Below are 25595 nucleotides of genomic sequence, written 5' to 3'. Positions count from 1 at the left end.
TTTCTGGTCAGGCTCAGGAGAAGAGGACACCGGGGTTGAGGATCCCGGCCGGGTCGAAGCCCTGCTTGATCCGCCGCAGCAGCTCGAGCTTCGCCGGATCTTCGAGTTCCTTGTGGTACTTGGTTTTCGTGCGGCCGAGGCCGTGCTCGCCCGAGATCGCGCCGCCGAGGTCCATGGCGCAGGTGAAAATGTCGGTGAGCAGCTTCGTGCGCACCTCGGCGTCCTTGCAGAAGATCGCGAGGTGCACGTTGCCGTCGCCGGCGTGCCCGCAGCCGATCGCGCCGGCGCCCGCGGTCAGCGCCAGCTCGCGGGCCTTCGTGAGGAAGGGCGACATCGCCGAGCGCGGCACCACCACGTCGATCACGTCGTCCGCGCCGGCCGATTTCGCCGACCAGAACGCCTTTTCGCGCGCTTCGATGAGCCGGCGCGCGGAGCCGCCTTCGAGCACGTACACGTCGATCGCGCCCAGCTCGCTCAGCAGCTCGCCGAGTGCCTCGACGTCTTCGCCGAGCCGGCCGGTGTCGCGGTTTTCCAGCGCCACCACGAGGTAGGCCTGCACCTTGTCGCGGATCGCGTCGGGGACCCCGAGCTCGAGCTTCTCGTTGTAGACGATCGCGGCCATGGTGAGGTTGTCGATGTACTCGAGGATGTGGGGCGAGAGCCCGCTCGTGACGATCTTCGGCACCGCGGCCATCACCTGGTCGAAGTCGTCGAACGGCGCGAGCACGGTGGCGCCGTGGGGCAGCCGCGGGTGCAGCTTCAGCGTGACCTCGGTGGCGAGTGCGAGCGTGCCCTCCGAGCCGACGATCAGCTGCGTGAGGTCGTACCCGGTGGAGATCTTCGACGTGCGCCCGCCGGTGCGGATGATCTCGCCGGTGGGCAGCACGGCCTGCAGGCCGAGCACGTTGCCGCGGGTCACGCCGTACTTGATCGCGCGCATGCCACCGGCGTTGGTGCCGACGTTGCCGCCGATGCTCGCGCTCAGCTCACCGGGGTACACGGGGTAGGTGAGGCCGGCCTCGGCCGTGCGCTGGTCGAGCTCGGCCAGCGTGACCCCGGGCTGCACCACGGCGACGTGGTTCACGGTGTCGATCTCGAGCACGGCGTTCATCCGCTCGAAGGACACGAGCAGACCGCCTTCGACCGGCCGCGCGGCCGCGGAGAGCCCGGTGCCGGAGCCGCGCGCCGTCACGGGCAGGCCGGCTTCCGTGGCGGCCTTCAGCAGCTCCGCGACTTCTTCGGCGGTGCGCGGCTTCGCGACGTACGCGGGCTTCTGCTGCTGCACGCTCAGCGCTTCGTCGTGGGCGTAGTCGTCGGAGATCGCTTCGCCGACCAGCAGGTTTTCCGTCCCGACGATCTCCGCCAGCCGTGCCGCGACGGTACCCATCAGCTGCCACTCCCTCACACGCCGGTGCCTGGTTACCGAAGCGTAGTACGTGGTGAGGAGGGCTCGCTATGAAACTTCTTCATGTTCGATGAAGGTGTGTCGCGAAGGGACCGTTCGTGCCGCTGGGGCGACTGGCGGTCTCAGTGCCGGGCGCTGTTCGTGTGGAGGCCGCCGGAAAACAAAAAAAGACCATTTCGGCGACGCCCCGCGAGTCGCCGAAAAATGGCCGGGAATGGAATCAGGTCACGGTGTGACCGGTGGCGCGGAAAGCGTGGAAGAAAATGCGGTCCGAGGGGACCGGCCCGCGCCAACAGGCCGGCCCCCGGTGAAACCTTGCCGCCAGATCAGACGAGCCAGCCGAGCACGTGCGCCAGGTGGGCGAGCAGACCCGAGATCAGGTCGTGGCCGTGGTGCGCGTGGTGGGTGAACATCTGCATGGGAGGGGCTCCTTGTTCTGATTTTTGTTCAGTTGTGCTCTCGCGAGGAGCGAACGAAGATTTTCACCGCTCCGGCGCGGTGTCAAAAAGCCCATTTCCGGACCGGGCGGGCGTCACTAATCTTCCTACCTTAAACGTGTAAGGCTTTCGTGTTCTTGAGCGGGGTGCCATTGTGGACGGACGGCCACCGTCGGTAGCGAACACCGAAGTTGATCACTCTCGGTAGCAGACTCCCGTTGCGACAACCGGGCGGCGGCGTTACCCGAACCGGTGATGAGGCAGCCACGAATGGTGAGTCTCGGAGGTTCACACGCCCGAGTGACGGCGGTGGGGTGTCAAGGCGCGCCGCGGCTGCATCAGGACTTCGTCAACGGCCTCGGTTCCCTGCGTCGAACCGCTTTAGCGTCGCGGTCGAAGGAGGTGCGCTGTGCCCGGACCGCTGCACGTGACCGGTTATCGCAAGGCCGTCGAGGTGATCGACGTGCTCACCGAGGGTGAAGTGGGCTTCACCGAGCTGCGCAGGCGCACCCGACTGTCGCGTCATTGGCTCGGCCGGGTGCTGCGCGTGCTCGCGGCCGAGGGACTCGTGCGGGGGACCGGTTCGTGGGACGAACGGCCCGCGCCCGGCACGAAGTTCGGGCTGACTGCCGAAGGCCGTTGCCTGGCCGACGAACTGGCCGACCTCGACGTGTGGACGGCGCTGTACGAGAACTACGTCAACGGGGCCAACTGAACCGACCCGGCGAACCAAGCCGACGTGGTCGACTGAACCAACCGAGCTGGGGGGATTGCGGGGCCTCCGCGTCCGACCGGACACCGGACGCGGAGGCCCTCGCCCCTTGCCTGCTCGGTCTACTCGGCGCGGGCGTAGGTGAGCGTCTCGCCTTCGACGCCCCGCAGCCACAGGTCCTGCGCGGCCGCCGCCATGTCGGCGAGGCCGTCTTCGATCGTGGCGAACACGTTGCCCGGCACCCAGCCGGCGTCGCCGTTGATCAGCAGGTTGTTGCGCCCGTAGAAGATCGCGAGGTCCGTGGCGCCCTGGTCGCCGTGGGCCTCGCTGCCGTCGTCGTAGCCGTACGCGGGGTTGCCGATCTCCCACGCCTCGAAGCCGAAGTACACGACGTCGCCGGGGATCGGCGTAATCGTCGGGTTTTCGCGGCCCGGCTTGGGGTTCGCGAACGGCGGTACGAGCGTGTAGACCTCGTTGCGCGCGTACTTGGCGTGGTAGGCCGAGCCGCTCTGCGGCAGCGCGTCCCACACGGCCTGGCAGGTGCGCGGCGCCTCGGCGTCGAGCAGCCGCGCGCGGCAGGAGACGCCGCGCTTGTCGAGCGTGATCGTGATGTAGCGCGCCATTCCTCAGCTCCCCGCGGTGACGGAGGCGACCACGTCGCCCCAGATCTTCAGTGCGTCGTCCACCTGCTCGGCGTTCACGACGAGCGGCGGCACCATGCGCACCACGTTCGAGTAAGCGCCGCAGGTGAGCAGCAGCAGGCCGTTCTTCGCGGCCGTCTGCTGGGCGGCTGCGGCGGTCGCGGTGTCCGGGGTGCCGTCGGCGGCGGTGAACTCGGTGCCCACGAGCAGGCCGAGGCCGCGGACCTCGCCGATCGCCGGCGTCTTGTCCGCGATCAGCCGCGCGCCTTCGAGCAGCTGGCGGCCGCGTTCGGCGGCGTTCTCCACCAGCTTCTCGTCGCGGATCACGTCGAGCGTCGCGACCGCCGCGGCGCAGGAAACCGCGTTGCCGCCGTACGTTCCGCCCTGCGAACCGGGGTACGCCTTCGCCATCAGCTCCTGTGAAGCGGCGATACCCGACAGGGGGAAGCCGCTCGCGAGACCCTTCGCGATGAGCACCACGTCGGGCGTGATGCCGAAGTGGTCGTGGCCCCAGAACTTGCCGGTGCGGCCGAACCCGGCCTGCACCTCGTCGAGCACGAGCACGATTCCGTGCCGGTCGGCGCGCTCGCGCAGGCCGGCCAGGAACTCGCTGTTGGCCGGCACGTAACCGCCCTCGCCGAGGATCGGCTCGACGAAGAACGCGGCCGTCTCGCTCGGCGCGGACACGGTCTGGAACAGGTAGTCGAGCTCGCGCAGCGCGAACTTCGTGGCGGTCTGCTCGTCCCAGCCGTAGTGGTAGGCGTAGGGGAACGGGGCCACGTGCACGCCGCCCATGAGCGGGCCGATGCCGGTGCTGAACCGGGTGCCCGAGGTGGTCATGGTGGCGGCCGCGACCGTGCGGCCGTGGAAGCCGCCCTGGAACACGATCACGTTGGGGCGCTGGGTCGCCTGGCGCGCCAGGCGCAGCGCGGCTTCGACGGCTTCGCTGCCGGAGTTGGCGTAGAAGAGCGAGTCGAGGCCCGTCGGCAGCACCTCGCCGAGGCGCTTCGTGAGCTCCAGCAACGGCTTGTGCATCACGGTCGTGTACTGGCCGTGGATCAGCTTGCCGATCTGGTCGCGCGCGGCCTCGACCACGCGCGGGTGACAGTGGCCGGTACTGGTCACGCCGATCCCCGCGGTGAAGTCGAGGTGACGTTTCCCGTCGACGTCGTAGAGGTACACCCCTTCACCGTGGTCGACCACGACGGGAGTTGCCTGCTTGAGCAGCGGGGAAAGCTCGGCCATGCGGCGCTCCTGGTTCTTGGTGTGAGGTTGCTCGGGAAAGCTCCGCGAGCGGTTGTCGATTGTTGACAATATCCATAGCATGGCCTCGGGACAACACGGAGGAGCAAGCTGGATGAGCGCGATCAGTGAAGCCGGCGTCGTCGGCGCGGTCGACAAGGAACTCTTCGTCGGCGGCAAGTGGGTGCCCGCGAAGAGCGGGAAGACCTTCGAGGTGCAGGACCCGTCCACCGGTGCCGCTCTGTGCGAGGTGGCCGACGCGGGCCCCGAAGACGGCATGGCGGCGCTCGACGCGGCCGTCGCCGCGCAGGCGAGCTGGGCCGCCGTCGCGCCGCGTGAGCGAGGCGAAATCCTCCGCCGGGCCTACGACAAGCTGCTCGAACGCCGCGACGAGCTGGCGTTGCTGATGACGCTGGAGATGGGCAAGCCACTGGCCGAGGCGGCCGGCGAGATCACCTACGCCGCCGAGTTCTTCCGCTGGTTCGCCGAAGAAGCGGTGCGCATCGACGGTGGTTACGCGGTGGCGCCCAACGGGGTCGGCCGCTTCCTGATCACCAAGCAGCCGGTGGGCCCGACGCTGCTGATCACCCCGTGGAACTTCCCGATGGCCATGGGCACGCGCAAGATCGGCCCGGCCATCGCGGCCGGCTGCACGATGGTGATCAAGCCCGCCGAGCAGACACCGCTGTCGATGCTGGCGCTGGCGGCGATCCTCGCCGAGGCGGGGCTGCCCGAAGGCGTGCTGAACGTGGTCACGACCTCCGACGCGGGCGGCGTGATGGAGCCGCTGATCCGCGACGGCCGCGCGCGCAAGCTGTCGTTCACCGGCTCCACCGCCGTGGGCCGCAAGTTGCTGGAGCAGTGTGCGGAAAAGGTGCTGCGCACGTCGATGGAGCTGGGTGGCAACGCGCCGTTCCTGGTCTTCGACGACGCGGACCTCGACGCCGCCGTGGAAGGCGCGATGCAGGCGAAGATGCGCAACATCGGCGAAGCGTGCACCGCGGCCAACCGGTTCTACGTGCAGCGCGGCGTGGCCGAGGAGTTCTCGCGCCGGCTGACCGAGCGCATGCAGGCGCTGGCGATGGGCCGCGGCACCGAAGCCGGCGTGGTGGTAGGCCCGCTGATCGACGAGGCGGCCGTGCGCAAGGTGACCGAGCTGGTCAAGGACGCCACCGACCGTGGCGCACGGGTGCTCACCGGCGGCGCGACCGTCGACGGGCCGGGTCACTTCTACCAGGCCACGGTGCTCACTGACGTGCCGGTGGACGCGCGGATGGCGTCGGAGGAGATCTTCGGGCCGGTCGCGCCGATCACGACGTTCGACACTGAGGACGAGGCGATCGCGAAGGCCAACGACACGGAGTACGGCCTGGTGTCGTACGTGTTCACCAGCGACGTGAAGCGCGCGCTGCGGGTGTCGGAGCGGCTCGAGGCGGGGATGATCGGGCTGAACCAGGGCATCGTGTCGAACCCGGCGGCGCCGTTCGGCGGCGTGAAGCAGTCGGGGCTCGGGCGTGAAGGCGGTTCAGTGGGCATCGACGAGTTCCTGGAGACCAAGTACATCGCGGTGAGCCTGTGAGCGAGTACCGCATCGCGAGCATCCCGGGCGACGGGATCGGCGTCGACGTCACGGTGGAGGCGCGCAAGGTCCTGGACCGGGCCGCGGCCGGGCACGGGTTTTCGCTGCGGTGGACCGAGTTCGACTGGAGCTGCGAGCGCTACAGCAAGACCGGCGCGATGATGCCGGACGACGGCGTGGCGCAGCTGGCCGCGTTCGACGGGATCCTCCTGGGCGCGGTCGGGTTCCCGGGCGTGCCGGACCACGTTTCGTTGTGGGGCCTGCTGATCCCGCTGCGACGCGCGTTCCAGCAGTACGTGAACCTGCGGCCGGTGCGGCTGCTGCCGGGCACCTCGTCGGTGCTGTCGGGCCGTTCGGCCGACGAGCTGGAGATGGTGATCGTCCGCGAGAACTCCGAGGGCGAGTACTCGGCGATCGGCGGCCGGCACAACTCGGGGCGGCCGGACGAGTTCGTGCTGCAGGAATCGGTGTTCACGCGGGTCGGCGTGGAGCGGATCATCCGCTACGCCTTCGAGTTGGCGCGCACGCGTTCTTCTCGCGTGACGTCGGCGACGAAGTCCAACGGCCTCATCCACTCGATGCCGTTCTGGGACGAGATCTTCGCCGAGGTCGCGGCGAAGTACCCGGACGTCGAAAGTGGACAGATGCACGTGGACGCGCTCGCGGCGCGTATGGTGCAGGCACCGGACCGCCTCGACGTGGTGGTGGGGTCGAACCTCTTCGGCGACATCCTGAGCGACCTGGCGGCCGCCATCACCGGCGGACTGGGCATGGCACCGTCCGGAAACATCAACCCATCGGGTGAGTTCCCGTCGATGTTCGAAGCGGTCCACGGGAGCGCTCCGGACATCGCCGGCCAGGGCATCGCCAACCCGGTGGCCCAGATCCTGGCGGGGGCGATGCTGCTCGAACACCTGGGCGAACCCGTTGCCGCGCAAGCGATCCGCACGTCCGTCGACGAGGTGCTCACGGCGGGCGCCGAGCTCACCCCCGACCTCGGCGGCACCGCTACCACAACTCGCCTCGGCACGGCGGTGGCCGAAGCGCTCCGCTGATTTTTCGTCGGTGCTCCCCGCTTCACTTCTCCTCGACCGATCGGCACCCGCCGGCCGGGTTCACGAGGGTTTGTGTCGCGAGGGGGACTACCGATGTGCGAGCAGTGTGAGGACAGACCGCGCTACCTGGCGGAGATCCTCGACCGGATCGAGGAGTACGGCTGGTGCGTCCAGGGTGTGCTGGGAACGGGTTCCCGGCCGCCCTGGGCGTACAGCGTCGGGCTCACCGCCCACGGGCTGCCGGAGCTGGTGGTCACCGGCCTGCCGCCCCACCCGGCCATCCTGCTGCTGAGCGCCCTGGCCGACCGCTCCTTCGCGTCGGGTCCACCGCACCCCGGCGAGCTGTTTTCCTTGCGCGGATTGCCTTCCGTCGAGGTCGTGGAGCTCACTTCGCCCTCGACGCACCTGTCGATCGCGGTGTCGTTGTACGGCCCGGACGTCCGGGCGCTGCAACTCGTGCACGCCGACGAAGCCGGGTTGTTCCCGTGGTCACCGTCCTATCGCGACGGTCGGGGCGGGCAGCCGGTCCTGGGGACGCGGGCCGATGGCTGAGGGCACGCGGGGTGGTCTTCTCGCCGCTTTCTTGCCTCGACTCCGTCGGGTCCTGAGCTCGGGTGTCCTGCGCTCGGGTGTTCTGGCCTCGGGTGTCGTCACCGCACCGTTCTCACGCCGGCGCCGGAGCCTCGCCTTCGGTCAGGCTCGTGCCCGGCACCAGGCGGCCGATCGCGTCGTCCATGTGGGCGTCGAGCAGGCGCAGGGCGGCATCCGCGTCGCCGGTGCGCAGCGCGTCGATGATGCGCGTGTGTTCGTCCACGCGGTCTTCCACGCCCTGGTAGGTGCTTTGCAGCAGCGTCAGGCACATGCGCGTCTCGATGAGGAGGGTGCGGGCCATGCGCACGAGGCGTTTGCTGCCGGACGCGTCGATCAGGGCTTCGTGGAAGGCGAGGTCCGCGGTCGAGAGCGCGGTGGGGTCGTCGTCGTTCGCCGCGATGGCCATGGCGGCCACGGACTGCTCCAGGGTCACCGCGATGCGTTCGCGGTCACCGCGAAGGGCGCAGAGCAGCGCGGCGCGTTCCACGGCCGAGCGTGCCAGGTAGATGTCGAACACGTCGTCGGGTTCGAGGTCGATCACGAACAGGCCGCGGTGGCGTTCGCTGCGCAGCAGGCCCTCGGACACGAGGTGCTGCATGGCCTCGCGCAGCGGGCCGCGCGAGACCTGGAAGCGGGAGGCGAGGTCGGTCTCGCCGAGCTGGGTGCCGGGAGGCAGCGCGCCGGTCATGATCGCGTCGCGCAGCTGGCGCGCGATCACGGCGGCGGTCGACTCCCGGCTCACGGGTTCGATGTCGGGCAACACGACCACGGCTCAGCTCCTCACCCGGAACAGCGCGCCGAGCGAGCGCACCAGGCGCGTGGTGCCGGTGAGCCGCAGGCCTTCCCAGACCGTGACCTGGTTGGCCGTGAGCACGGGCTTGCCGAGCGCGAACTCGATGGCGTTGATCTCGCCGAGCGTGCGCATCGCCGTGTCGGGCACGAGCACGGCGTCGGCATCGGGGTGGTTGTTCTCCACGGCCAGGCGCACCACGGCTTCGGGCTCCAGCTGGCCGACCTCGGCGGCGGTGTCGATGCCCGCGCTGGCCATGGTCAGCACCTCGATGCCGCCGGCGGCGAGGAACTCCACGAACAGGCGCGCCACGTCGTCGGGGTAGCTCGCGGCGACCGCGACCCGCTTCACGCCGAGGGCTTGCGCCGCGTGCACGAAGGCGAACGACGTGCTCGAGGCCGGGACCCCGGCCACCGCGGCGAGGCGGTCGGCCTGGTCGCGCGCGCCGTCCCAGCCGTACACGAAGCTGCCGGACGTGCAGGCCCAGATCACGGCGTCGGGCTCGTGCTTGGCGAGCAGGGCGGCGCCGTCGGCGAGGCGGGCCTCGCTGCCGAGGTCGAGCAGCTCGGGCACGGCGTGCAGGTCGGTGCCGTAGATGTGCTCGACCGGCAGCCGGATGTCGCCTTCGTCGGCGTCCGACCCGCCGAGCAGCTGCTCGGCGAGCGGGTAGTCGTCCTCGGCCGCGTGGTCGGGGTAGATGAAGCCGATCGTGGTCACGAAACCTCCGGGATACGCAGATTGTCGACAATCTTAGACAGACGCGTCAAGAGACCTCCCGCAGCCACTTGCCCGGGCCCACGATCGGCAGGTGCATGCGGCGCAGACAGGCCCACATCGTCAGCTGGTTGGCGGTGAGCACGGGCTTGCCGAGCGCGGTCTCGAGGGGCTCGATCAAGTCGAACGTGGGGAGGTTGGTGCAGCTGACGAAGATCGCTTCGGCGTCGGAGTGGTCGGCGGCGAGGATGCGCTCGGCGATGGTGCGGTAGCTGACCTTCCAGATGCCGCCGCCGAGGCCGAGGTGGTCGCTCGACACCGTGGTCACGCCGAGTTCGGCGAGGAAGTCGTGGAGTTTGCCGGTGAGGTCGGCGTCGTAAGGGGTGAGCACCGAGATCCGGTGCAGGTCGAGCTGCTGCAGCACCTCGGCCAGCGCCCCCGAGGTGGTCACCGCGTCGGGCGCGCCCGCGTCGCAGATCGCCTTGGTGAGGGAGCGTTCGTAGCCGATGCCGTTCACGAAGCTGCCCGACGTGCAGAGGTAGGCGACCACCTCGGGCTCCACGTGCAGCACGTCGCGCGTCGCGGCGGCGAGGTGGCGGCTGTCGCTCACGAGCTGCGCCATCTCCATGCTCACGGGCACGGGTTCGTACGGCGTGCGGGCGAGGTGGAGGGAGACCTCCATGGGCACCCACCGCCAGAGTTCGCGCTCGAGGGCGAGGTCGAACGGCGCGATCACGCCGATGCCGCGCTGGGCCAGTGGCCCTTCGAACGCGAGGAAGTCCAGATCCAAGGCTCAGCCTCCGGAATACGCCGGTGCAAATGACACGTCCGGTGCTCCGGGGGTCGTTCCTCGGATTGTTGACAATCATACGAGCCACTTTTACGGTGTCAACGTGATCGCCTCGGAATTTCCCGTACTGGCGGTGCTGTGCGGGTCGGCTCCGCCACCGGACATGGCCGCTATCGAAGCGGCGGCGGTGGTTCGTTACACCGACGCGCGAGGACTACCCGAAGCGCTGACCGGGGCCCAGGGCCTGTTCGTCTACGACTTCCTCTCCACGGCCGTGCCCGGTGCCTGGCACGCGGCCGGCGACCTGCGCTGGCTGCACATCGCGAGCGCGGGCGTCGATCCGGTGCTGTTCCCGGGCCTGATCGAGAGCGACGTGGTGCTCACGAACTCGCGCGGGGTGTTCGACGACGCCATCGCCGAGTACGTGCTGGGCGTGGTGCTGGCGTTCGCCAAGGACTTCGCGCGGTCGCTGGACCTGCAGCGCGCCGGCACGTGGCTGCACCGCGAGACCGAGCGCGTCGCCGGGCGGGAGGTGCTGGTGGTGGGCACGGGGCCGATCGGGCGCTCGATCGCGCGGCTGCTGCGCGCGGCCGGGTTGCGCGTGTCCGGGGCCGGGCGGCGGCCGCGCACGGGCGATCCCGATTTCGGCGACGTGCACGACTCGGCCGAGCTCGCCAAGCACCTGCCGGCGTTCGACTACGTGGTGGCCGTCGCGCCGCTCACGGAGCAGACGAAGGGGATGTTCGACGCGGCGGCGTTCGCGGCGATGAAGCCCTCCGCCCGGTTCGTGAACGTGGGCCGCGGTGAGCTGGTGGTGACGTCGGACCTGGTGGCGGCGTTGCGGGCCGGCGAGATCGCCGGGGCGGCGCTGGACGTGTTCGACACCGAGCCGCTGCCGTCCGACAGTCCACTCTGGACGATGCCGGACGTGCTGCTGTCGCCGCACATGTCGGGTGACTTCGTGGGCTGGCGCGCCACCCTGGTAGAGGTGTTCGCGGCGAACTTCCGCCGTTGGGTGGCCGGGGAGCCGTTGCACAACGTCGTGGACAAACGGCTCGGATACGTGCCGTCGGAATCTCAGGGAGCAGCCGGATGAGCCACCGGGAACTGACCGCCAGCGAACTGGTCGCCGCCTACGCCACCGGGGAGCTTTCGCCGGTGGAGGCGACCGAGGACGCGCTGCAGGCCATCGAGGACCGCGACGGTGACCTCAACGCGTTCTGCCTCGTCGACGCCGACCGCGCGCTGGAGCAGGCGAAGGCGGCCGAGATCCGCTGGCGCGACGGCAACCCGATCGGCTGGCTCGACGGGGTGCCGTCGTCGATCAAGGACATGTTCCTCACCGCGGGCTGGCCCACGCGGCGCGGCTCCACGAGCATCCCGGCCGATCAGCCGTGGGACGTCGACAGCCCGGTGATGGCGCGCATGCGCGAAGCCGGCCTGGTGGTGCTGGGCAAGACGACCACGCCGGAGATCGCGTGGAAGGGCGTGACCGACAGCGAACTCGTCGGCATCACGCGCAACCCGGTGAACCCGGCGATGACCGCGGGCGGGTCGAGCGGGGGCAGTGCCGCGGCCGTCGCGGCCGACATGGGCGCGCTGTCGGTGGGCACCGACGGCGGTGGCTCGGTGCGGATTCCCGCGTCGTTCTGCGGGATCGTCGGCCTGAAGCCCACGCACGGGCGGATCCCGTTGTTCCCGGCGAGCCCGTTCGGGCCGCTGTCGCACGCCGGCCCGATGGCGCGCAGCGTGGACGACACCGCGCTGCTGCTCGACGTGATCGCCACGGCCGACCCGCGCGACCCGGCCGCGCTCGCGCCGCCGGTGTCCACCTTCCGCGAGGCCGTGCGGCGCGACGTGCGCGGGCTGATCGCGGCGTTCTCGCCGACGCTGGGCTACGTGGACGTGGACCCGGAGGTGGCGGCGATCGTCGCCGCGGCGGTGAAGTCGCTCGACGACGCGGGGCTGCAGATCGAGCAGGCCGACCCGGGGTTCGAGGACCCGAAGCCGGCGTTCGACGTGCTGTGGTCCACGGGCGCGGCGAAGATGCTCGACTCGTTCCCGCCGGGCAGCGAGGACCGGGTGGACCCGGGCCTGCGCCGCGTGTGGGAGCAGGGCAAGACCTACAGCGCGAGCGACTACCTCGACGCCACCGCGGCGCGCGCGGCGCTCGGCATCCGCATGGGCGAGTTCCACACGCGCTACGACGTGCTGATCACCCCCACCATCCCGATCCCGCCGTTCGAGGCCGGGCACGACGTGCCGCCGGGCAGCGGGCTGAGCGAGTGGCCGGAGTGGACGCCGTTCACCTACCCGTTCAACATGACGCAGCAGCCGGCGATCAGCGTGCCGGCCGGGCGCACGGCGTCCGGTTTGCCCGTGGGACTGCAGATCGTGGGCCCGCGTCACTCCGACGATCTGGTGCTGGCCGTGGCCAAGCTGCTGGAAGAAGTGCGGCCCTGGGTGGTGCGCTGAGGCGACGCACGTTGGGGTGAACTCCCGCCGCGAGCACCGGAAACTGTGTCAGGGTCTCCCGCGTGCATTCCACGGGCTGGCGCTATGAACAGGCGATCCCCACAGTCGACATGACCGGCCAACCCACCCGCGTGATCGTGGGCCTCATCGAGCACGACGACCGTCTTTCGGCCGCCCTCCGCATCGACGACGGCCCCGCGGCGCTGGTGCCGCTCGAAACGGGCGGCGAGCTGCTCAAGGCGCTGCGGCAGACGCTCGAGAGCTGGTGGAAGCTCGACGGCCACCGCGACGTGGCGCCGGAGCCGCGATCACCCGGGCGCTGACCCCGCGAACCGGCCCATCCGGCCGGGATTCGCGGGCCGGAAGTGCCGCCGGTGGCCGAGGGCCGGCGCCGGGCGCTGTGGTTAGCTGCGAGCCATGACCGAGTTCACGACGCCGATCGACGACCGCTGGTTCGAGGACTACCCGCAGGGTGCGGTGTACGAGTTCGGCGAGGCCGTGGTGACCGAAGCGGAGATCCTCGAGTACGCGCGCCGCTTTGACCCGCAGAGCTTCCACACCGATGTGGCCGCGGCCGAGCACGGCCCGTTCGGCGGACTGGTCGCGAGCGGCTGGCACACGGCGGGCGTGATGATGCGGATGTTCGTGGACCACTTCCTGTCGTCGGTGTCGAGCCTCGGCAGCCCCGGCATGGACGACGTGCGCTGGCCGCGCCCCGTCCGCCCCGGCGACAAGCTGCGCGTGCGCGCGACGATCGAGGAAGCGCGGCTGTCGAAGTCGAAGCCGGACCGCGGCCTGATGCGCACGTTCCTGGAGGTCTTCAACGCCGACGACGAGGTCGTGATGAGCGCGCACGCCGTCAACTTCATGGCCGTCCGCCCGAAATAGCCGTTTCGCCGGGGGTCAGTCGGTCGGGCCGGGGGTCAGTCGGTCGGCCGGGCGCCTGCCACAATCGGCCTCTCGCGCACCAGCCCGCGCACCTGCCGGCTGGACAACGCGAGCAAAGTCGCCACCACGATCAACACGCCGCAACCCACCAACACGGGCTCGCGGCCCAGGTGCTCGACCAGCGGCCCCGCCGCGATCTGGCCGATCGGCATGGCCGCGAGGGACCCCAGCACGTCGTAGGAGTACACGCGGGCGAGGCGATCCTCGGGGATGTTCTCCTGCAGGGCGACGTCCCACACGACGCTGAACTGCTCCATCGTGAGGCCGGCCAGGACCATCGTCACCATCAACGGCACCAGCGCGGGCCACAGGCCCAGGCTGAACATCGGCAGCGCCTCGGTCGCCACCAGCAGCACGCCGACGAACAGCGCCCGCCGAGGTTGCCAACGGGCCGCGATGAGGCCGCCGAAGATGGAGCCGATCGTCTCGATCGCGAGGGCGAGGCCCCAGCCGGTGCGGCCGAACGTCTCGTCGGCGACGACCGGGCCGATCACGACGAGGGTGCCGAGGCCGGCGGCGTTGACGAACGCGAACTGCACCACCACGATCCACACCCACGTGCGCGAGCGGAACTCGTGCCAGCCCGCGATGAGGTCGGCGATCGGGTGGCTCGCCTCGACGCGGGCGCCGCGCGGGAGGCGGATGCCGCGGTAGGCGAGGGCGGCGGCGAGGAACAGCAACGCGTTCACCGCGACCGCCCAGCCCGAGCCGGCCACGGCCACCACGATCCCCGCGGCCCCCGCGCCGGCGACGCGGCCGGTGTTGGTGAGCAGGCGGATCAGGGCGTTGGCCTGGTTCAGCTGGTCGCGCGAAACGGTCTGGGGCGTGATGGCGGCCGCGGCGGGAAGCGAGATCGCAGCCACGGCGCCGTTCACCGCGCTGAGCCCGACGAGGAACGGGATCGACGCGAATCCACAAAGGACACTCACGGCGAGCGCACCCTGCGTGATCGCCGCGGCCGCTTCGGTGCCCTGCATGATCACCGAGCGTGGCAGCCGATCGGCCAGTACCCCGCCGAACAGCACCAGTGCGACGTTCGCGATCGAGCGCACCCCCACCACGAGCCCGAGGTCCACAGCCGACCCGGTGAGGTCCAGTACGGCGAACGCGAGAGCTACGGGAGCGACGGCGTTGGCGAAGGTGGCGAGGGTCCGGCCGGTGGCGAGTGCGCGGAAACTACGACCGCGCAAGGGCTCGAGAAGGCTCACGTTCAGCGAGTATCCGATCAACGGCACACGCGGCACAAGTCGATATCCGCTGGCCGGGACGCCCGCCACAGGTGTGGTGCGCGGGCCGTGGCCGATGTGTTCTGCTGAGGATCATGCGGACGACGATTCTGGGCAGGAGCGGTCTCGAAGTGTCGAGGATCGCCTTCGGCACGTGGCAGCTCGGCGGGCAGTGGGGTGCCTTCGACGAGGACACGGCGATCGCGGCGATCCGCCACGCGCGCGAGCTCGGCGTGACCCTGTTCGACACCGCACAGGCTTACGGCGGCGGCAAGTCCGAAGCGCTGCTCGGCAAAGCGCTGCGCGGTGAACTCGACCACGCCCGCGACAGCGTGATCATCGCGACCAAGGGCGGCACGAAACCCCGCGCCGAACGCGCTCGCGATTCGCGCCGCGACTGGCTCACCCAGGGCGTGGACGCCAGCCTGCGCCTGCTCGGCGTTGACCACCTCGACCTCTACCAGATCCACTGGCCCGACCCCGAAACGCCGGCGGCCGAGGTGGCGCAGACGCTGCAGAGCTTCGTCGACGCGGGCAAGGTGCGCCACATCGGCGTGTCCAACTACACCGCCGCGCAGCTCGCCGCCTTCGACGAGACGCGGCCGGTGGAAACCCTGCAGCCGCCGTACCACCTCTTCCGCCGCGGCATCGAGACCGACCCGCTGCCCTACGCACGCGAGCACAACGTCGGCGTGCTCGCCTACAGCCCGCTCGGCAGCGGCCTGCTCACCGGCACCTTCACCGCCGACTCGGTCTTCGAGGAGTCCGACTGGCGCTCGAAGTCGTCGGCCTTCCAAGGCGAGAACCTGCGCCACAACCTGGCGATCGTGGACAAGCTCGCCGCCTTCGCCGCCGAGCGCGGCACCTCGGTGAGCCGCCTCGCCATCGCCTGGACGCTCGCCCAGCCCGGCGTCCACGTCGCCATCGTCGGCGCCCGCAAGCCCGCCCACATCGCCGACAGCACGGCGGCGGCCGACCTCGACCTGACGGCGGACGACCTCGCGGAGATCGAGCGGATCACGGCGGACGCGGTGCAGGTCGGCGGCGCGAGCCCGGAGGGCATCGCCTGAGCCGGGGCGGAACTCGACGTCGGCGCGCCGGCACGACCGTGATCCAGCCGGCCGGGGGGCAGGGTCCCTACTTGATCCCCACCGCGCCTTCCAGCTCCGCCAGCGCCGTGTCCAGGTGCGTGAGGATGCGCTGCAGGTGGGGCACGCTGCGGCGGCACCCGGTGATGCCGAAGTCGAGGTTGTCGCCGTTGCTGGTGAGGGTGATGTTGAGGGCCTGGCCGTCGAGGAGGACCGAGGCGGGGTAAATGCCGTCGAGGGCGGCGCCGTTCCAGTACATCTGCTTGCGCGGGCCCGGGACGTTGGAGATCACCAGGTTGAACGGCGGGCGCGTGTTGTTCACGACGCCCGGGATCGGTGAGACGCCCAGCTGCGCCACGTTGACGCCGGACAGCAGGAGCGTCTGCAGGGGCGTGAGCGAGGAGAAGAGCTTCTTGCCGTTCGTCATCGACGTGTGGATGGCCGAGAGGCGCAGGGCCGGGTCGGCCAGGTCGGTGCCGAGGTTGCACAGCAAGGCGCCGATGTTGTTGCCGCTGGCCTCGCCGCCTTCGGCTTTGCGGCGCAGCGACACGGGCACCATCGCGACGAGCGGCGCGTCGGGCAGGGCGCTCTGTTCGATGAGGTAGTCGCGCAGGGCGCCGGAGCACATGGCGAGCACCACGTCGTTGCGGGAGACGCCGGCGGCGGTCGCGACGGCGCGCACGCGGTCGAGCGACCACGACTGCGCGGCGAAGCGGCGGGCGCCGCCGATGGGCACGTTCAACATGGTCTTCGGGGCCTGCATCGGCAGCGTGAGCGTGTGTTCGCGGAACGCCTCGCGCGCCACCTTCGCGGCGGCCGGGGCGATGCCCGCGACCTGGTCGAACGTCTTGCCCGCGAGGCTGAACAGCGACGGCTGGGCGTGGCCGTTGCCGTTGGTGCCGTTGCTGCGGCTGCCCCACGGCGGCGGGCAGTCGAGGTCGTTCGGGTCGTCCGAGAGCGTGCCCTGCAGGTGGCGCAGCGCCGAGACGCCGTCCATCAGCGAGTGGTGGATCTTCGAGTACATCGCGAACCGGCCGTCCTGCAGGCCCTCGATGAGGTGGATCTCCCACAGCGGCCGATGGCGGTCGAGCAGCGTGCTGTGCCAGCGCGACGTGGCCTCGAGCAGTTCGCGGATGCGGCCGGGTTGCGGCAGCGCGGAGTGGCGGAAGTGGTAGTCGAGCTCGAGGTTGTCCTCGGCGGCCCAGCGCACGTACCCGGCGGTGTTCACGGGACGACTGGGCCGGCGCCGGAACACGCTGCGCACGTTGTCGGTGGCGAGCATGGTGCGGCGAAGATCGCTGAGATAGTTCTCGCCCGCGTTCTCCGGTTTCCGGAAGAGCTGCAGGCCGCCGACGTGCATGGGGTGTTCGCGGGTCTCGACCACCAGGAACATCGAGTCGGTCACGGGCATCATCGGCATTTTCCGGCCACCTTTCCGCCACGCCGGGGGCATCGGCGCTCCCCGGAGCCTGAGTCTACGCACGAAGCGCCGTTCTCTGCCCAGTACCACATAATCGCTGGTGACAAACGGTGTCCGGTGTCGACCGTGCAGTGGTTTCCCCACGGTGGATACAGTGGCTTCCGTGGCAGGACGGACTGGTGCTCAGCATCTGGGCGACGCGCTGAAGGCACTCGGGACCGAAGTCGTGTTCGGGCTTCCCGGTGTGCACAACCTGCCGCTGTGGGAGGCGTTGGCGGAAACGGGAATCCGGATCGTCGGTGTCCGGCACGAACAGACCGCCGGGTATGCCGCCGACGGTTATGCCCGCGCCACGGGGAAACTCGGCGTCGCGCTCGTCACGACCGGGCCCGGCGCGGCCAACACGCTCGGCGCCGTCGGCGAGGCGATGGCCTCGGCCGCGCCCGTGCTCGTGATCGCCACCGACATCCCGTCCACGCTCAAGCGGCCCGGTGTGGTGCGCGGCGTGCTGCACGAAACGTCGGACCAGCAGGCGATGTTCGCGCCCGTGACCAAGGCCGGGTTCACGGTGCACCGCGCCGACCAGATCGGCACCACCGTGCACCGCGCGTCGCGCCTCGCGCTGATGCCGCAGACGGGCCCGGTGTACCTCGGCATCCCCACCGACTACCTGCGGGAGGTCACGGCGCCGAGCGGGCCGCCGAAGCCGCTCGCCGAGCGTGTGCTCGACCTGCCCGACCTCGCCCGCGCCTCCGATCTGCTGGCCAACGCCCGGCGCCCGCTGATCTGGGCCGGGGGCGGCGCGCTGCGCTCGGAAGCGGGTGAAGCCATCGGCAAGCTGGCCGAGCGCCTGGCCGCCCCGGTGATCACCACGTTCGCCGCGCGCGGGCTGCTGCCGCTCGATCACCCTTGCCTCGCCCCGAATCCGGTGCACGCGCCGGAGGTCGGCGAGCTGTGGGACGAGGCCGACGTGGTGCTCGCCATCGGCACCGACTTCGACGGCCTGATGACGCAGAACTGGCTGATGCCCGCGCCGCGCAAGCTCATCGCCGTGAACGTGGACGCCGCCGACGCCGCGAAGAACTACAAACCGGACATCACGTTGGTCGGCGACGCCCGCCGCGTGATCGAGTCCCTGCGGCCGGAGAGCCGCCCGGGTCTCGACGAGCTCACCGTGCGGCTCGCGTCGATCGGCCGCCGCGTGCGCCAGCGCGTGCGCACCGAGGAGCCGCAGGCGGCCGACTTCCTGTCCACTTTGGAGGAAGTGCTGCCGGAGCCGTCGATGCTGGTCACCGACATGTGCGTGGCCGGCTACTGGATCGGCGGCTTCCACCGGGTGCGCGGGCCGCGCAAGCTCGCGTATCCCATGGGCTGGGGCACGCTCGGCTACGGCTTCCCCGCGTCGCTCGGTGCCGCGGCGTCCGGCAACGGCCGCGTCGTGTGCGTGGCCGGCGACGGCGGTTTCCTCTACGCCGTGGGCGACCTCGCCACGCTCGCCGAGGAACAGCTGCCGGTCACCGTGGTCGTCGTCGACGACGGCGGTTACGGCATGCTGCGCTACGACCAGGACCAGGAAGGCCTGCCGCACCGCGGCGTCGACTGGGACAGCCCGGACTTCGTGGGCCTGGCCCGGTCGTTCGGGGTCCACGCCGACCGCGTGTCCGGGTTCGGGCGCGCGTTCCGGCGGCTGCTGAGCGAGTTCATCGAGTCCGACGAACCCAACGTGCTGGTGGTGCGCGCGAAGCTGAAGCCGCCGGTCAACACCTCGCCGCGGTGGCCGCGGAAGCCGCGCTGATGAGCGGCCTGCGGGTCGGCGTCGACATCGGCGGCACGTTCACGGACCTGTGCGTGCTCGGCGAGACCGGGGTCGTCGCGGTCGGGAAGGTGCTCACCACTCCCGGCGAGCCGGCCCGCGCGGTGGCCGAGGGCCTCACCGAGGTGTTCACGCGCGCCGGGCTCGACTTCGGTGCCGTGGAGCAGCTCGTGCACGGCACCACGCTGGTCACCAACGCGCTCATCGAACGCAAGGGCGCGCGCACCGCGTTGCTCGCCACGGCCGGGTTCCGCGACGTGCTCGAGATGCGCCGCGAGCACCGCTACGAGCTCTACGACCTGCGCCTCGAGCTGCCCGAACCGCTGGTGCCGCGCTACCTGCGCTTCGACGTGCCGGAGCGGGTCCTGGCCGACGGCACCGTCCACATGCGACTGGACGAGGACTTCGTGGCCCGGCTGGGCCGCGAGCTCGACGCGCGCGGCATCGACGCCGTCGCCGTGTGTTTCCTGCACTCCTTCACCAATCCCGAGCACGAGCGGCGCGCGGCCGAGGTGCTCGCGCGCGTGGCGCCGCGGCTGCGGGTGGCGTTGTCGTCGGACGTGGTGCCCGAGATCCGCGAGTTCGAGCGGACGTCGACCACGGTCGCCAACGTCTACGTGCAGGACCTCGCCGAGCGCTACCTCGCGGATCTGGCGCGCCGGCTGCACGAGCTGGGTGTGCGGCCCGCGCCGCACATCATGTTGTCCCACGGCGGAATCGCGACGATCGAGACCGCCGGCCGGTACCCGATCCGCATCCTCGAATCGGGTCCGGCGGGCGGCGCGCTCGCCGCGTCGGCCTTCGGTGCCGGCGCCGGGGAACGCGATCTGCTCGCGTTCGACATGGGCGGCACCACGGCGAAGCTCTGCCTGGTCGCCGACGGCGCGCCGCTGGTCACGCACGAGTTCGAGGTCGGCCGCGAGTACCGGCTGCTGCCCGGTTCGGGGCTGCCGGTGAAGGTGCCCGTGACCGACATGATCGAGATCGGCGTCGGCGGTGGCTCGATCGCGCGCGTGAACTCGCTGGGGCTGCTCACCGTCGGGCCTGATTCGGCCGGGTCGGAACCGGGCCCGGTCTGTTACGGCCGTGGTGGCACCGAGCCCACGGTCACCGACGCCGACCTGCTGCTCGGTTACCTCGACCCCGCGTACTTCCTCGGCGGCGGCATGGCGCTCGACGTCGAAGCCGCGCGCGAGGCCGTGCGCACGAAGATCGCCGAGCCGCTGGGCGTGAGCGTGGAGGAGGCGGCCTGGGGCATCCACACGAGCGTGAACGAGGACATGGCCAACGCCGCGCGCGTGCACGCCGTCGAGCGCGGCCAGGATCCGGCGAAGCTGCCGATGTACACCTTCGGCGGCGCGGGCCCGGTGCACGGTGCGGGGGTGGCGCGGGCCTTGGGCGCGCCGACCGTGGTGGCGCCGCCCGCGGCCGGAGTGCTGAGTGCGCTGGGGTTTCTCACCGCGCCGCTGGCGTTCGACTTCGTGCGCTCGGCGCGCGCGACCGTGCTCGATCTGTCGTGGGCCGAGGTCGACGCGCGGTTCGCCGAGATGGAGGCCGAGGGTGCGGCGCTGCTGCGGGAGTCCGGAGTGGACAGTGCGGACGTGACACACGCGCGGGTCGCCGAGATGCGTTACGCCGGGCAGGGCTACGAGATTCGCGTGCCGATGCGGGCCACCGCTGAGTCCTGGCCCGACGCGCTGGTCGCGGACTTCACCGACGGCTACCGCGCGTTGTACCGGCGCGGCGGGCCACCGGTGGCGGTCGAGGTGCTCAACTGGCGAGTGGTCTCGTCGGCGCCGGTGCCCGAGGTTTCCTTGCGGCTGACCGAAACCGGGTCCGGCCGCGCGGATGCCGGGCGCCGTCCGGTGTACTTCGCCGGTGGTTTTGTCGACACGGCGGTGGTCGACCGGTACCGGTTGCGGCCCGGTGACCAGGTGAGCGGCCCCGCGATCGTGCAGGAACGCGAGTCGACCGTGGTCGTGCTGCCCGGCGCGAAGTGTGTGGTGCGCGGCGACGCGAGCCTGGAGGTGAGCTGGTGACCGACCCGATCCTCGTGGGCCTCATCGGCAACCGGCTGCACTCGATCCTGGCCGAGCAACAGAACGCGCTGGTCAACACCGCGTTCTCCGCCGTGGTGCGCGAATCGCTCGACCTCGCGTGCGCCGTGTTCGACTCGCGCGGCGAGATGATCGGCCAGTCGACCGGCGGCACCCCGGGCCACATCAACGCGATGGCCACCGGGCTGCGCCACTTCGTCGCCGAGTACCCGCCGGACACGCTCGAGCCCGGCGACGTGCTGCTCACCAACGATCCGTGGCAGACGGCCGGGCAGATCAACGACATCACCGTGGCCACGCCGGTGTTCGCGGCCGGCCGGCTGGTCGCGTGGTTCGCGTCCTGCTGCCACGCACCGGACATCGGCGGCCGGCTCGTGTCCGCGGACGCCACGGAGGTCTTCGAAGAAGGCCTCCGGCTGCCGATCCTCAAGTTCCTGCGGGCCGGCGAGGTGAACGCTGATCTGGAACGGCTGATCCGCGCCAACGTCCGCACGCCCGAGGAGACCATCGGCGACCTGTACGCGCAGGTCGCCGGCAACGAGGTCGGCGCGGTGAGCCTGGTGCGGCTGCTGGCCGAGTTCGGGCTGGCTTCGCTGGACGACGTGGCCGCCGAGATCATGAACCGCTCGGAACGCGCGCTGCGCGAGGCGATCACCGCGTTGCCCGACGGCGTGTACCGCAACGAGCTGGTGACCGACGGCTTCGACGACGAGCCGATCGTGCTGCGCGTGGCCGTGACGGTGGCGGGCGACGAGATCCACGTGGACTTCGCCGGGTCGTCGCCGCAGAGCCGGCGCGGGATCAACGTGGTGCTGAACTACACGCGGGCGTACGCGTCGTTCGCGGTGAAGGCCGCGATTTCGCCGGAGGTGCCGCACAACGCGGGCTCGTTCCGGCCGGTCCATGTGACAGCGCCCGAGGGTTCGGTGCTCAACTGCGTGGCGCCGGCGCCGGTCGCGTCGCGGCACCTCATCGGGCACTTCCTGCCGTCGTTGCTGATCGGGGCGCTGCCGGGAGCGCCGGTCGCGCCGAGCGCCGACGCGCTGTGGATGACGATCTGGCGCGGCGCCGACTTCATGTCCACCGTCTTCCAGACGGGCGGCATGGGCGCGCGCGTGGCCCGCGACGGCCTCTCGACCACGGGTTTTCCCAGCGGCCTGCGCTCCACGCCCACCGAGGTGATCGAGACGAGCGCGCCGCTGGTGCAGGGTGTGCGCGAGCTGCGTGTGGACTCCGGCGGCGCGGGGCAGTACCGCGGCGGGCTCGGCCAGCGCACGACGATGGCCGCGCTGGGCGGGATCTCCTGGAGTGTCAACGGGAACGTCGACCGGGTGCGGGCCGCCGCGTCCGGTGTGGACGGTGGTGGTGCCGGTGGCCTCGGCCGCTTCGGGTTGGTCGGCGGCGGCGACCTGCCGGCCAAGAGCCGCGTGCCGCTGGACCCCGGTGCCGAGGTCGACGTGGTCCTGCCCGGTGGCGGCGGCTACGGCGACCCCCGGCGTCGCGTGGTGGCGGACGTGCTGGCCGACGTGGTGGCGGGGTACGTTTCCGTCGAGGCGGCCGAGGCCGTCTACGGCGTGGTGGTGCGCTACACCGGCGCGCCCGAAGCGCTGGTCAGGCTGCCCGAGGACTACGAGGTGGCCGAACTTCGAGGGAGGGACTGAACGCCATGGGTCGGTTGGCCGGCAAGGTCGCGGTGATCTTCGGTGGTGCGCGGGGCATCGGGCTCGCCACGGTGAAGGAGTTCCTGGCCGAGGGCGCCGTGGTGTTCGCGAGCGACATCCGCGAGCCGGCCGAGCAGGTGCCCGGCTACCGGCACTCGCTGGTCGACGCCACCGACGAGACGCAGGTCGCCGACTTCGTCGCGGGCGTGATCGAGGACGCCGGGCGCATCGACGTGCTGGTGAACAACGTCGGCGTGCACCTGGCCAAGCCGCTCATCGAAACCACGCTGGCGGACTTCGACCACATCTTCGCCCTCAACGTGCGCGCCGCCTTCCTCGGCACCCGCGCCGTGCTGCCGCACATGCTGGCGCAGCAGGCGGGCAGCATCATCACCACGTCGTCCAACGGCGGCGTGATGGGCCGGCCGAGCGACCCCGTGTACAACGCGACGAAGCACGCGCTGGTGGGCCTCACGAAGTCCCTCGCCGTGGCTCATGCGCACCAGGGCATCCGCGCCAACACCGTGAACCCGGGCGCCATCGACACCGACATGCTGCGGTCCACCCTCGCCTCGCCCGACGACTTCGAGGCCAAGCAGCACCAGCTCGTGGCCAGCACCCCGGCCGCCCGCGTCGGCGAGGCCGTGGAGGTCGCGAAGGCCATCCTCTTCCTGGCCACCGACGAATCCCGCTTCATCAACGGCGCCGTGCTGCCCATCGACGGCGCCAAGTCCGCGGGCGCGATGCCGGCGAACCGCTACAGCCTGGATTTCGACCTCGGCGTGCGCTGAGCCCGCTTTGACTCCGAGGTGGCATTCGGTGCGTTGAGCGCACCGAACGCCACCTCGGAAAAGTCCTCAGCAGGTGACCGCCGCGTCGGCCCAGTCGGCGTGGTCGGTGTTGTTGCCGTCGCCACCGTCGGTCACCACGAGGTCCAGCGCCTGCACACCGGCCAGCGGCACATCCAGCGTCTGCGCCGGAGAGCCGTGGCGGAAGACCCCGGTCGACGCCAGCGTCTTCCCGTCACCACGCACCTCGAAGGTGACGCTCCCGGTGGCGAACTCGTCATCGAGCCCGACCACCGCGTGGAACGTCTGACACCCACCACCCAGGTAGGAGCGCACCAGCGAAGGCGCGTGCGCACCGAGACCGTCCGCGTAAACCTGGCCGTTGATGGTGATCGGGTTGCCGTCACCGGCCTGGTTCTCACCGTTGCTGGTCCCGCGTTCCACCGGCCCCCAGCCGTTTTCGGTGAGCAGGAACGGTGCCTTCGACATCGGCGTGACGCCTGACGCGAACGGGGTCACGACCGGTCCGCTCGCGTTGGCCGACAGCGTCCGCTTGCCCCAGCCGGTGTAGTACGAAGCCTGCACCGACATCGCGACCTGCGCGCCCGGCTTCACGGGCTTCACCGTCACCGACTTTTCCCAGGACTTGCCCGGAGCGACGGCCGGCACGAGCGTGTCACCACGTCCGTCGAGCTGCCAGCCCGCCGGCGCCGACACGGTGACGCGGGCCGCGGCGAGCGGGGTGCTGCCGTCGTTGGTGAGGCGCAGCTGGGCCGTGAACGGCTTGCCCGCGGGGAAGTACGAGCCTGTGTCGAGCGACAGCGTGGCCGCGGGCGCGGCGGCCGGGAACTTCGCCGGCCACACGCGGAACACCGCGGCGCCGTGGCTCGGCACGGTCGCGCGCAGCGTGCCGGCGCTCTCGGTTTCGGCGCCGGTCCACAGGTCGCGCACGCGGTAGTCGCGCCCGGACAGGCCGACGTCCTTCGCGCTGCTGGTCATCGTCGCGGCGGAGATCCCGCGGTTGAACAGCACCACGGCGGCCGAACCGTCGGACATCGGCTTGGTCCACACCTCGGTGTCGCCGTCGTCGCGGACCTTGTGGCCCTGCACGCCCGCCCAGTCCTGGTCGAGCGCGACGATGTCCTTGTTCGCGAGGATCTGCTTCGTCGCGGCCGGCATCGAGCGCACGTCGTTGCCCGCCAGCAGCGGCGCGTTCATCAGCGACCAGAGCGCGAAGTGCGCGCGGTACTCGGCGTCGGTCATGCCGCCGTTGCCGACCTCGAGCATGTCGGGGTCGTTCCAGCCGCCGGGGCCGGAGTACTTCTCGAGGCCCACCTGCTGGTCGAGGATGCCGGTCATGCTCGACCAGTTGTCACTGATGTCGCCCGTGGTGCGCCACAGCTGCGCGCCGGAGGTCTTGCCCCACAGCCACGGCTGGTTCTCGCCCCACTCGCACAGCGCGTAGATCATCGAGCGGCCGGTTTTCTTGATGGCCTCGCCCATCTTCGTGTAACGCTCGATGGCGGGGCGGCCCTCGTTGTTGCAGTTGTCATACTTGAGGTAGTCGACGCCCCAGTCGGCGAAGGTCTGCGCGTCGACGTCTTCGTGGTCCAGCGCCCCGGGCATGGTCTTCGCGCAGGTCTGGGTGCCGGCGCTGGTGTAGATGCCGAGCTTGAGGCCCTTGGCGTGCACGTAGTCGGCCAGCGCCTTGATGCCGCTCGGGAAGCGTTCGTGGTTGGGCTCGAACTTGCCCTCGGCGTTGCGGTTCTGCTCGGCCCAGCAGTCGTCGATGTTCACGTACTGGTAGCCGGCGTCCTTGAGGCCGCTGGAGACGATCGCGTCGGCGGTCTCGCGGATGAGCTCCTCGTTGATGTTGCAGCCGAACTTGTTCCAGCTGTTCCAGCCCATCGGCGGCAGCGCACCGGCCGCCTGCTGGGCCGATCGGGGAGCCGGCGCGGCTTCGGCGACGGACGTGGTGAGGGCGGTGGCCAGGCCGGTGGTCAGGCAGGCGGCCGCCAGCAGACCCACAAGACGACGCATGAATTCCTCCCGGAGTGCGCAACAGAACTACTCAAAGCGCCACATACTCACTCAGGAATCAACAGGAGTGAACGCTTCACGTCAATGGGCCGTTGGTAGGTAATCCGTTGTCCGGGAGGTAGA

General features: G+C 70.6%; 22 protein-coding genes. 13 read left to right on the top strand and 9 right to left on the bottom strand.

Features of this window, described 5'->3' with window-relative positions:
• Positions 1–13: 13 nt before the first annotated feature.
• The gene (locus VSH64_RS28810) at positions 14–1387 is read right to left on the bottom strand and encodes an FAD-binding oxidoreductase (protein WP_326565862.1); all 1374 of its coding nucleotides are present in this window, start codon (positions 1385–1387) and stop codon (positions 14–16) included.
• Positions 1388–2251: 864 nt separating this feature from the next.
• Between VSH64_RS28810 and VSH64_RS28805 the strand changes: the two genes are divergently transcribed.
• On the top strand, positions 2252–2557 hold the full coding sequence (locus VSH64_RS28805) for a winged helix-turn-helix transcriptional regulator (RefSeq protein WP_326565860.1): 306 nt from the start codon (positions 2252–2254) through the stop codon (positions 2555–2557).
• Positions 2558–2676: 119 nt separating this feature from the next.
• Here VSH64_RS28805 and VSH64_RS28800 read toward each other — a convergent pair whose 3' ends face one another.
• Positions 2677–3177, bottom strand: coding sequence for a DUF3830 family protein (locus tag VSH64_RS28800; RefSeq protein ID WP_326565859.1), 501 nt, complete (start codon positions 3175–3177; stop codon positions 2677–2679).
• Positions 3178–3180: 3 nt separating this feature from the next.
• Positions 3181–4440, bottom strand: a complete 1260-nt coding sequence (locus tag VSH64_RS28795; RefSeq protein WP_326565858.1) for an aspartate aminotransferase family protein — start codon at positions 4438–4440, stop codon at positions 3181–3183.
• A 112-nt stretch (positions 4441–4552) separates the two neighbouring features.
• Between VSH64_RS28795 and VSH64_RS28790 the strand changes: the two genes are divergently transcribed.
• The 3 genes from VSH64_RS28790 (at position 4553) to VSH64_RS28780 (ending at position 7623) form a co-directional block, all read left to right on the top strand.
• Positions 4553–6016 (top strand): NAD-dependent succinate-semialdehyde dehydrogenase, encoded by a 1464-nt coding sequence (locus VSH64_RS28790; RefSeq protein ID WP_326565857.1) that lies wholly within the window; start codon positions 4553–4555, stop codon positions 6014–6016.
• Positions 6013–7071, top strand: a complete 1059-nt coding sequence (locus tag VSH64_RS28785; RefSeq protein WP_326565856.1) for a tartrate dehydrogenase — start codon at positions 6013–6015, stop codon at positions 7069–7071. The genes VSH64_RS28790 and VSH64_RS28785 overlap by 4 nt, the downstream gene beginning before the upstream one ends.
• Before the next feature lie 93 nt (positions 7072–7164).
• Positions 7165–7623 (top strand): DUF4262 domain-containing protein, encoded by a 459-nt coding sequence (locus VSH64_RS28780; protein ID WP_326565855.1) that lies wholly within the window; start codon positions 7165–7167, stop codon positions 7621–7623.
• 112 nt (positions 7624–7735) lie between these two features.
• On the opposite strand, the gene VSH64_RS28775 is transcribed toward VSH64_RS28780, so the two are convergent.
• Genes VSH64_RS28775 through VSH64_RS28765 form a run of 3 tightly spaced genes read right to left on the bottom strand, consistent with a single transcriptional unit; the run spans position 7736 to position 9956 of the window.
• Positions 7736–8425, bottom strand: coding sequence for a GntR family transcriptional regulator (locus VSH64_RS28775; protein ID WP_326838044.1), 690 nt, complete (start codon positions 8423–8425; stop codon positions 7736–7738).
• A gap of 9 nt (positions 8426–8434) precedes the next feature.
• On the bottom strand, positions 8435–9169 hold the full coding sequence (locus tag VSH64_RS28770; protein ID WP_326565854.1) for a maleate cis-trans isomerase family protein: 735 nt from the start codon (positions 9167–9169) through the stop codon (positions 8435–8437).
• 46 nt (positions 9170–9215) lie between these two features.
• Positions 9216–9956, bottom strand: coding sequence for a maleate cis-trans isomerase family protein (locus VSH64_RS28765; RefSeq protein WP_326565853.1), 741 nt, complete (start codon positions 9954–9956; stop codon positions 9216–9218).
• A 163-nt stretch (positions 9957–10119) separates the two neighbouring features.
• On the opposite strand from VSH64_RS28765, the gene VSH64_RS28760 reads away from it, so the two are divergent.
• The 4 genes from VSH64_RS28760 to VSH64_RS28745 all read left to right on the top strand — a co-directional run bounded on the left by VSH64_RS28760 (position 10120) and on the right by VSH64_RS28745 (position 13319).
• Positions 10120–11052, top strand: a complete 933-nt coding sequence (locus VSH64_RS28760) for a D-2-hydroxyacid dehydrogenase (protein ID WP_407655690.1) — start codon at positions 10120–10122, stop codon at positions 11050–11052.
• Positions 11049–12431: an amidase gene (locus tag VSH64_RS28755; RefSeq protein WP_326565851.1), complete on the top strand. Its 1383-nt coding sequence runs from the start codon at positions 11049–11051 to the stop codon at positions 12429–12431. Before VSH64_RS28760 ends, VSH64_RS28755 begins: the two co-directional genes overlap by 4 nt.
• Before the next feature lie 110 nt (positions 12432–12541).
• Positions 12542–12754 carry a hypothetical protein gene (locus VSH64_RS28750; protein ID WP_326565849.1) on the top strand — a complete coding sequence of 71 codons (213 nt, stop codon included), beginning with the start codon at positions 12542–12544 and terminating at the stop codon, positions 12752–12754.
• Positions 12755–12848: 94 nt separating this feature from the next.
• Positions 12849–13319 carry a MaoC family dehydratase gene (locus tag VSH64_RS28745; RefSeq protein ID WP_326565848.1) on the top strand — a complete coding sequence of 157 codons (471 nt, stop codon included), beginning with the start codon at positions 12849–12851 and terminating at the stop codon, positions 13317–13319.
• A gap of 35 nt (positions 13320–13354) precedes the next feature.
• Here the strand turns inward: VSH64_RS28745 and VSH64_RS28740 are convergent, their stop codons facing one another.
• A complete protein-coding gene (locus VSH64_RS28740; protein WP_326838043.1) occupies positions 13355–14593 on the bottom strand; it encodes an MFS transporter in 1239 nt (412 codons plus the stop codon).
• 143 nt (positions 14594–14736) lie between these two features.
• On the opposite strand from VSH64_RS28740, the gene VSH64_RS28735 reads away from it, so the two are divergent.
• A complete protein-coding gene (locus VSH64_RS28735; protein WP_326565847.1) occupies positions 14737–15675 on the top strand; it encodes an aldo/keto reductase in 939 nt (312 codons plus the stop codon).
• Between the two features lie 67 nt (positions 15676–15742).
• On the opposite strand, the gene VSH64_RS28730 is transcribed toward VSH64_RS28735, so the two are convergent.
• Positions 15743–17113 carry a WS/DGAT/MGAT family O-acyltransferase gene (locus VSH64_RS28730; RefSeq protein ID WP_326565846.1) on the bottom strand — a complete coding sequence of 457 codons (1371 nt, stop codon included), beginning with the start codon at positions 17111–17113 and terminating at the stop codon, positions 15743–15745.
• 163 nt (positions 17114–17276) lie between these two features.
• Here VSH64_RS28730 and VSH64_RS28725 point away from each other — a divergent pair, with 163 nt between their 5' ends.
• The 4 genes from VSH64_RS28725 to VSH64_RS28710 are packed head-to-tail and all read left to right on the top strand — an operon-like array spanning position 17277 to position 23435.
• Positions 17277–18908, top strand: a complete 1632-nt coding sequence (locus VSH64_RS28725; protein WP_326565845.1) for a thiamine pyrophosphate-binding protein — start codon at positions 17277–17279, stop codon at positions 18906–18908.
• Positions 18908–20965 carry a hydantoinase/oxoprolinase family protein gene (locus VSH64_RS28720; RefSeq protein WP_326838042.1) on the top strand — a complete coding sequence of 686 codons (2058 nt, stop codon included), beginning with the start codon at positions 18908–18910 and terminating at the stop codon, positions 20963–20965. The genes VSH64_RS28725 and VSH64_RS28720 overlap by 1 nt, the downstream gene beginning before the upstream one ends.
• Positions 20959–22644 (top strand): hydantoinase B/oxoprolinase family protein, encoded by a 1686-nt coding sequence (locus VSH64_RS28715; protein WP_326838041.1) that lies wholly within the window; start codon positions 20959–20961, stop codon positions 22642–22644. Before VSH64_RS28720 ends, VSH64_RS28715 begins: the two co-directional genes overlap by 7 nt.
• Positions 22645–22649: 5 nt before the next feature.
• Positions 22650–23435, top strand: a complete 786-nt coding sequence (locus VSH64_RS28710; RefSeq protein ID WP_326565844.1) for an SDR family NAD(P)-dependent oxidoreductase — start codon at positions 22650–22652, stop codon at positions 23433–23435.
• Between the two features lie 66 nt (positions 23436–23501).
• Here the strand turns inward: VSH64_RS28710 and VSH64_RS28705 are convergent, their stop codons facing one another.
• Entirely contained in the window at positions 23502–25472 is a 1971-nt protein-coding gene (locus tag VSH64_RS28705; RefSeq protein ID WP_326565843.1) for an NPCBM/NEW2 domain-containing protein, read from the bottom strand.
• Positions 25473–25595 lie beyond the last annotated feature (123 nt).

The sequence above is a fragment of the Amycolatopsis rhabdoformis genome (assembly GCF_035918295.1).
In the GTDB taxonomy this organism is placed as follows: Bacteria; Actinomycetota; Actinomycetes; order Mycobacteriales; family Pseudonocardiaceae; genus Amycolatopsis; species Amycolatopsis rhabdoformis.
The sequence above is the reverse complement of the archived record's forward strand: the minus strand, read 5'-3'. Positions and strand labels throughout refer to the sequence as shown.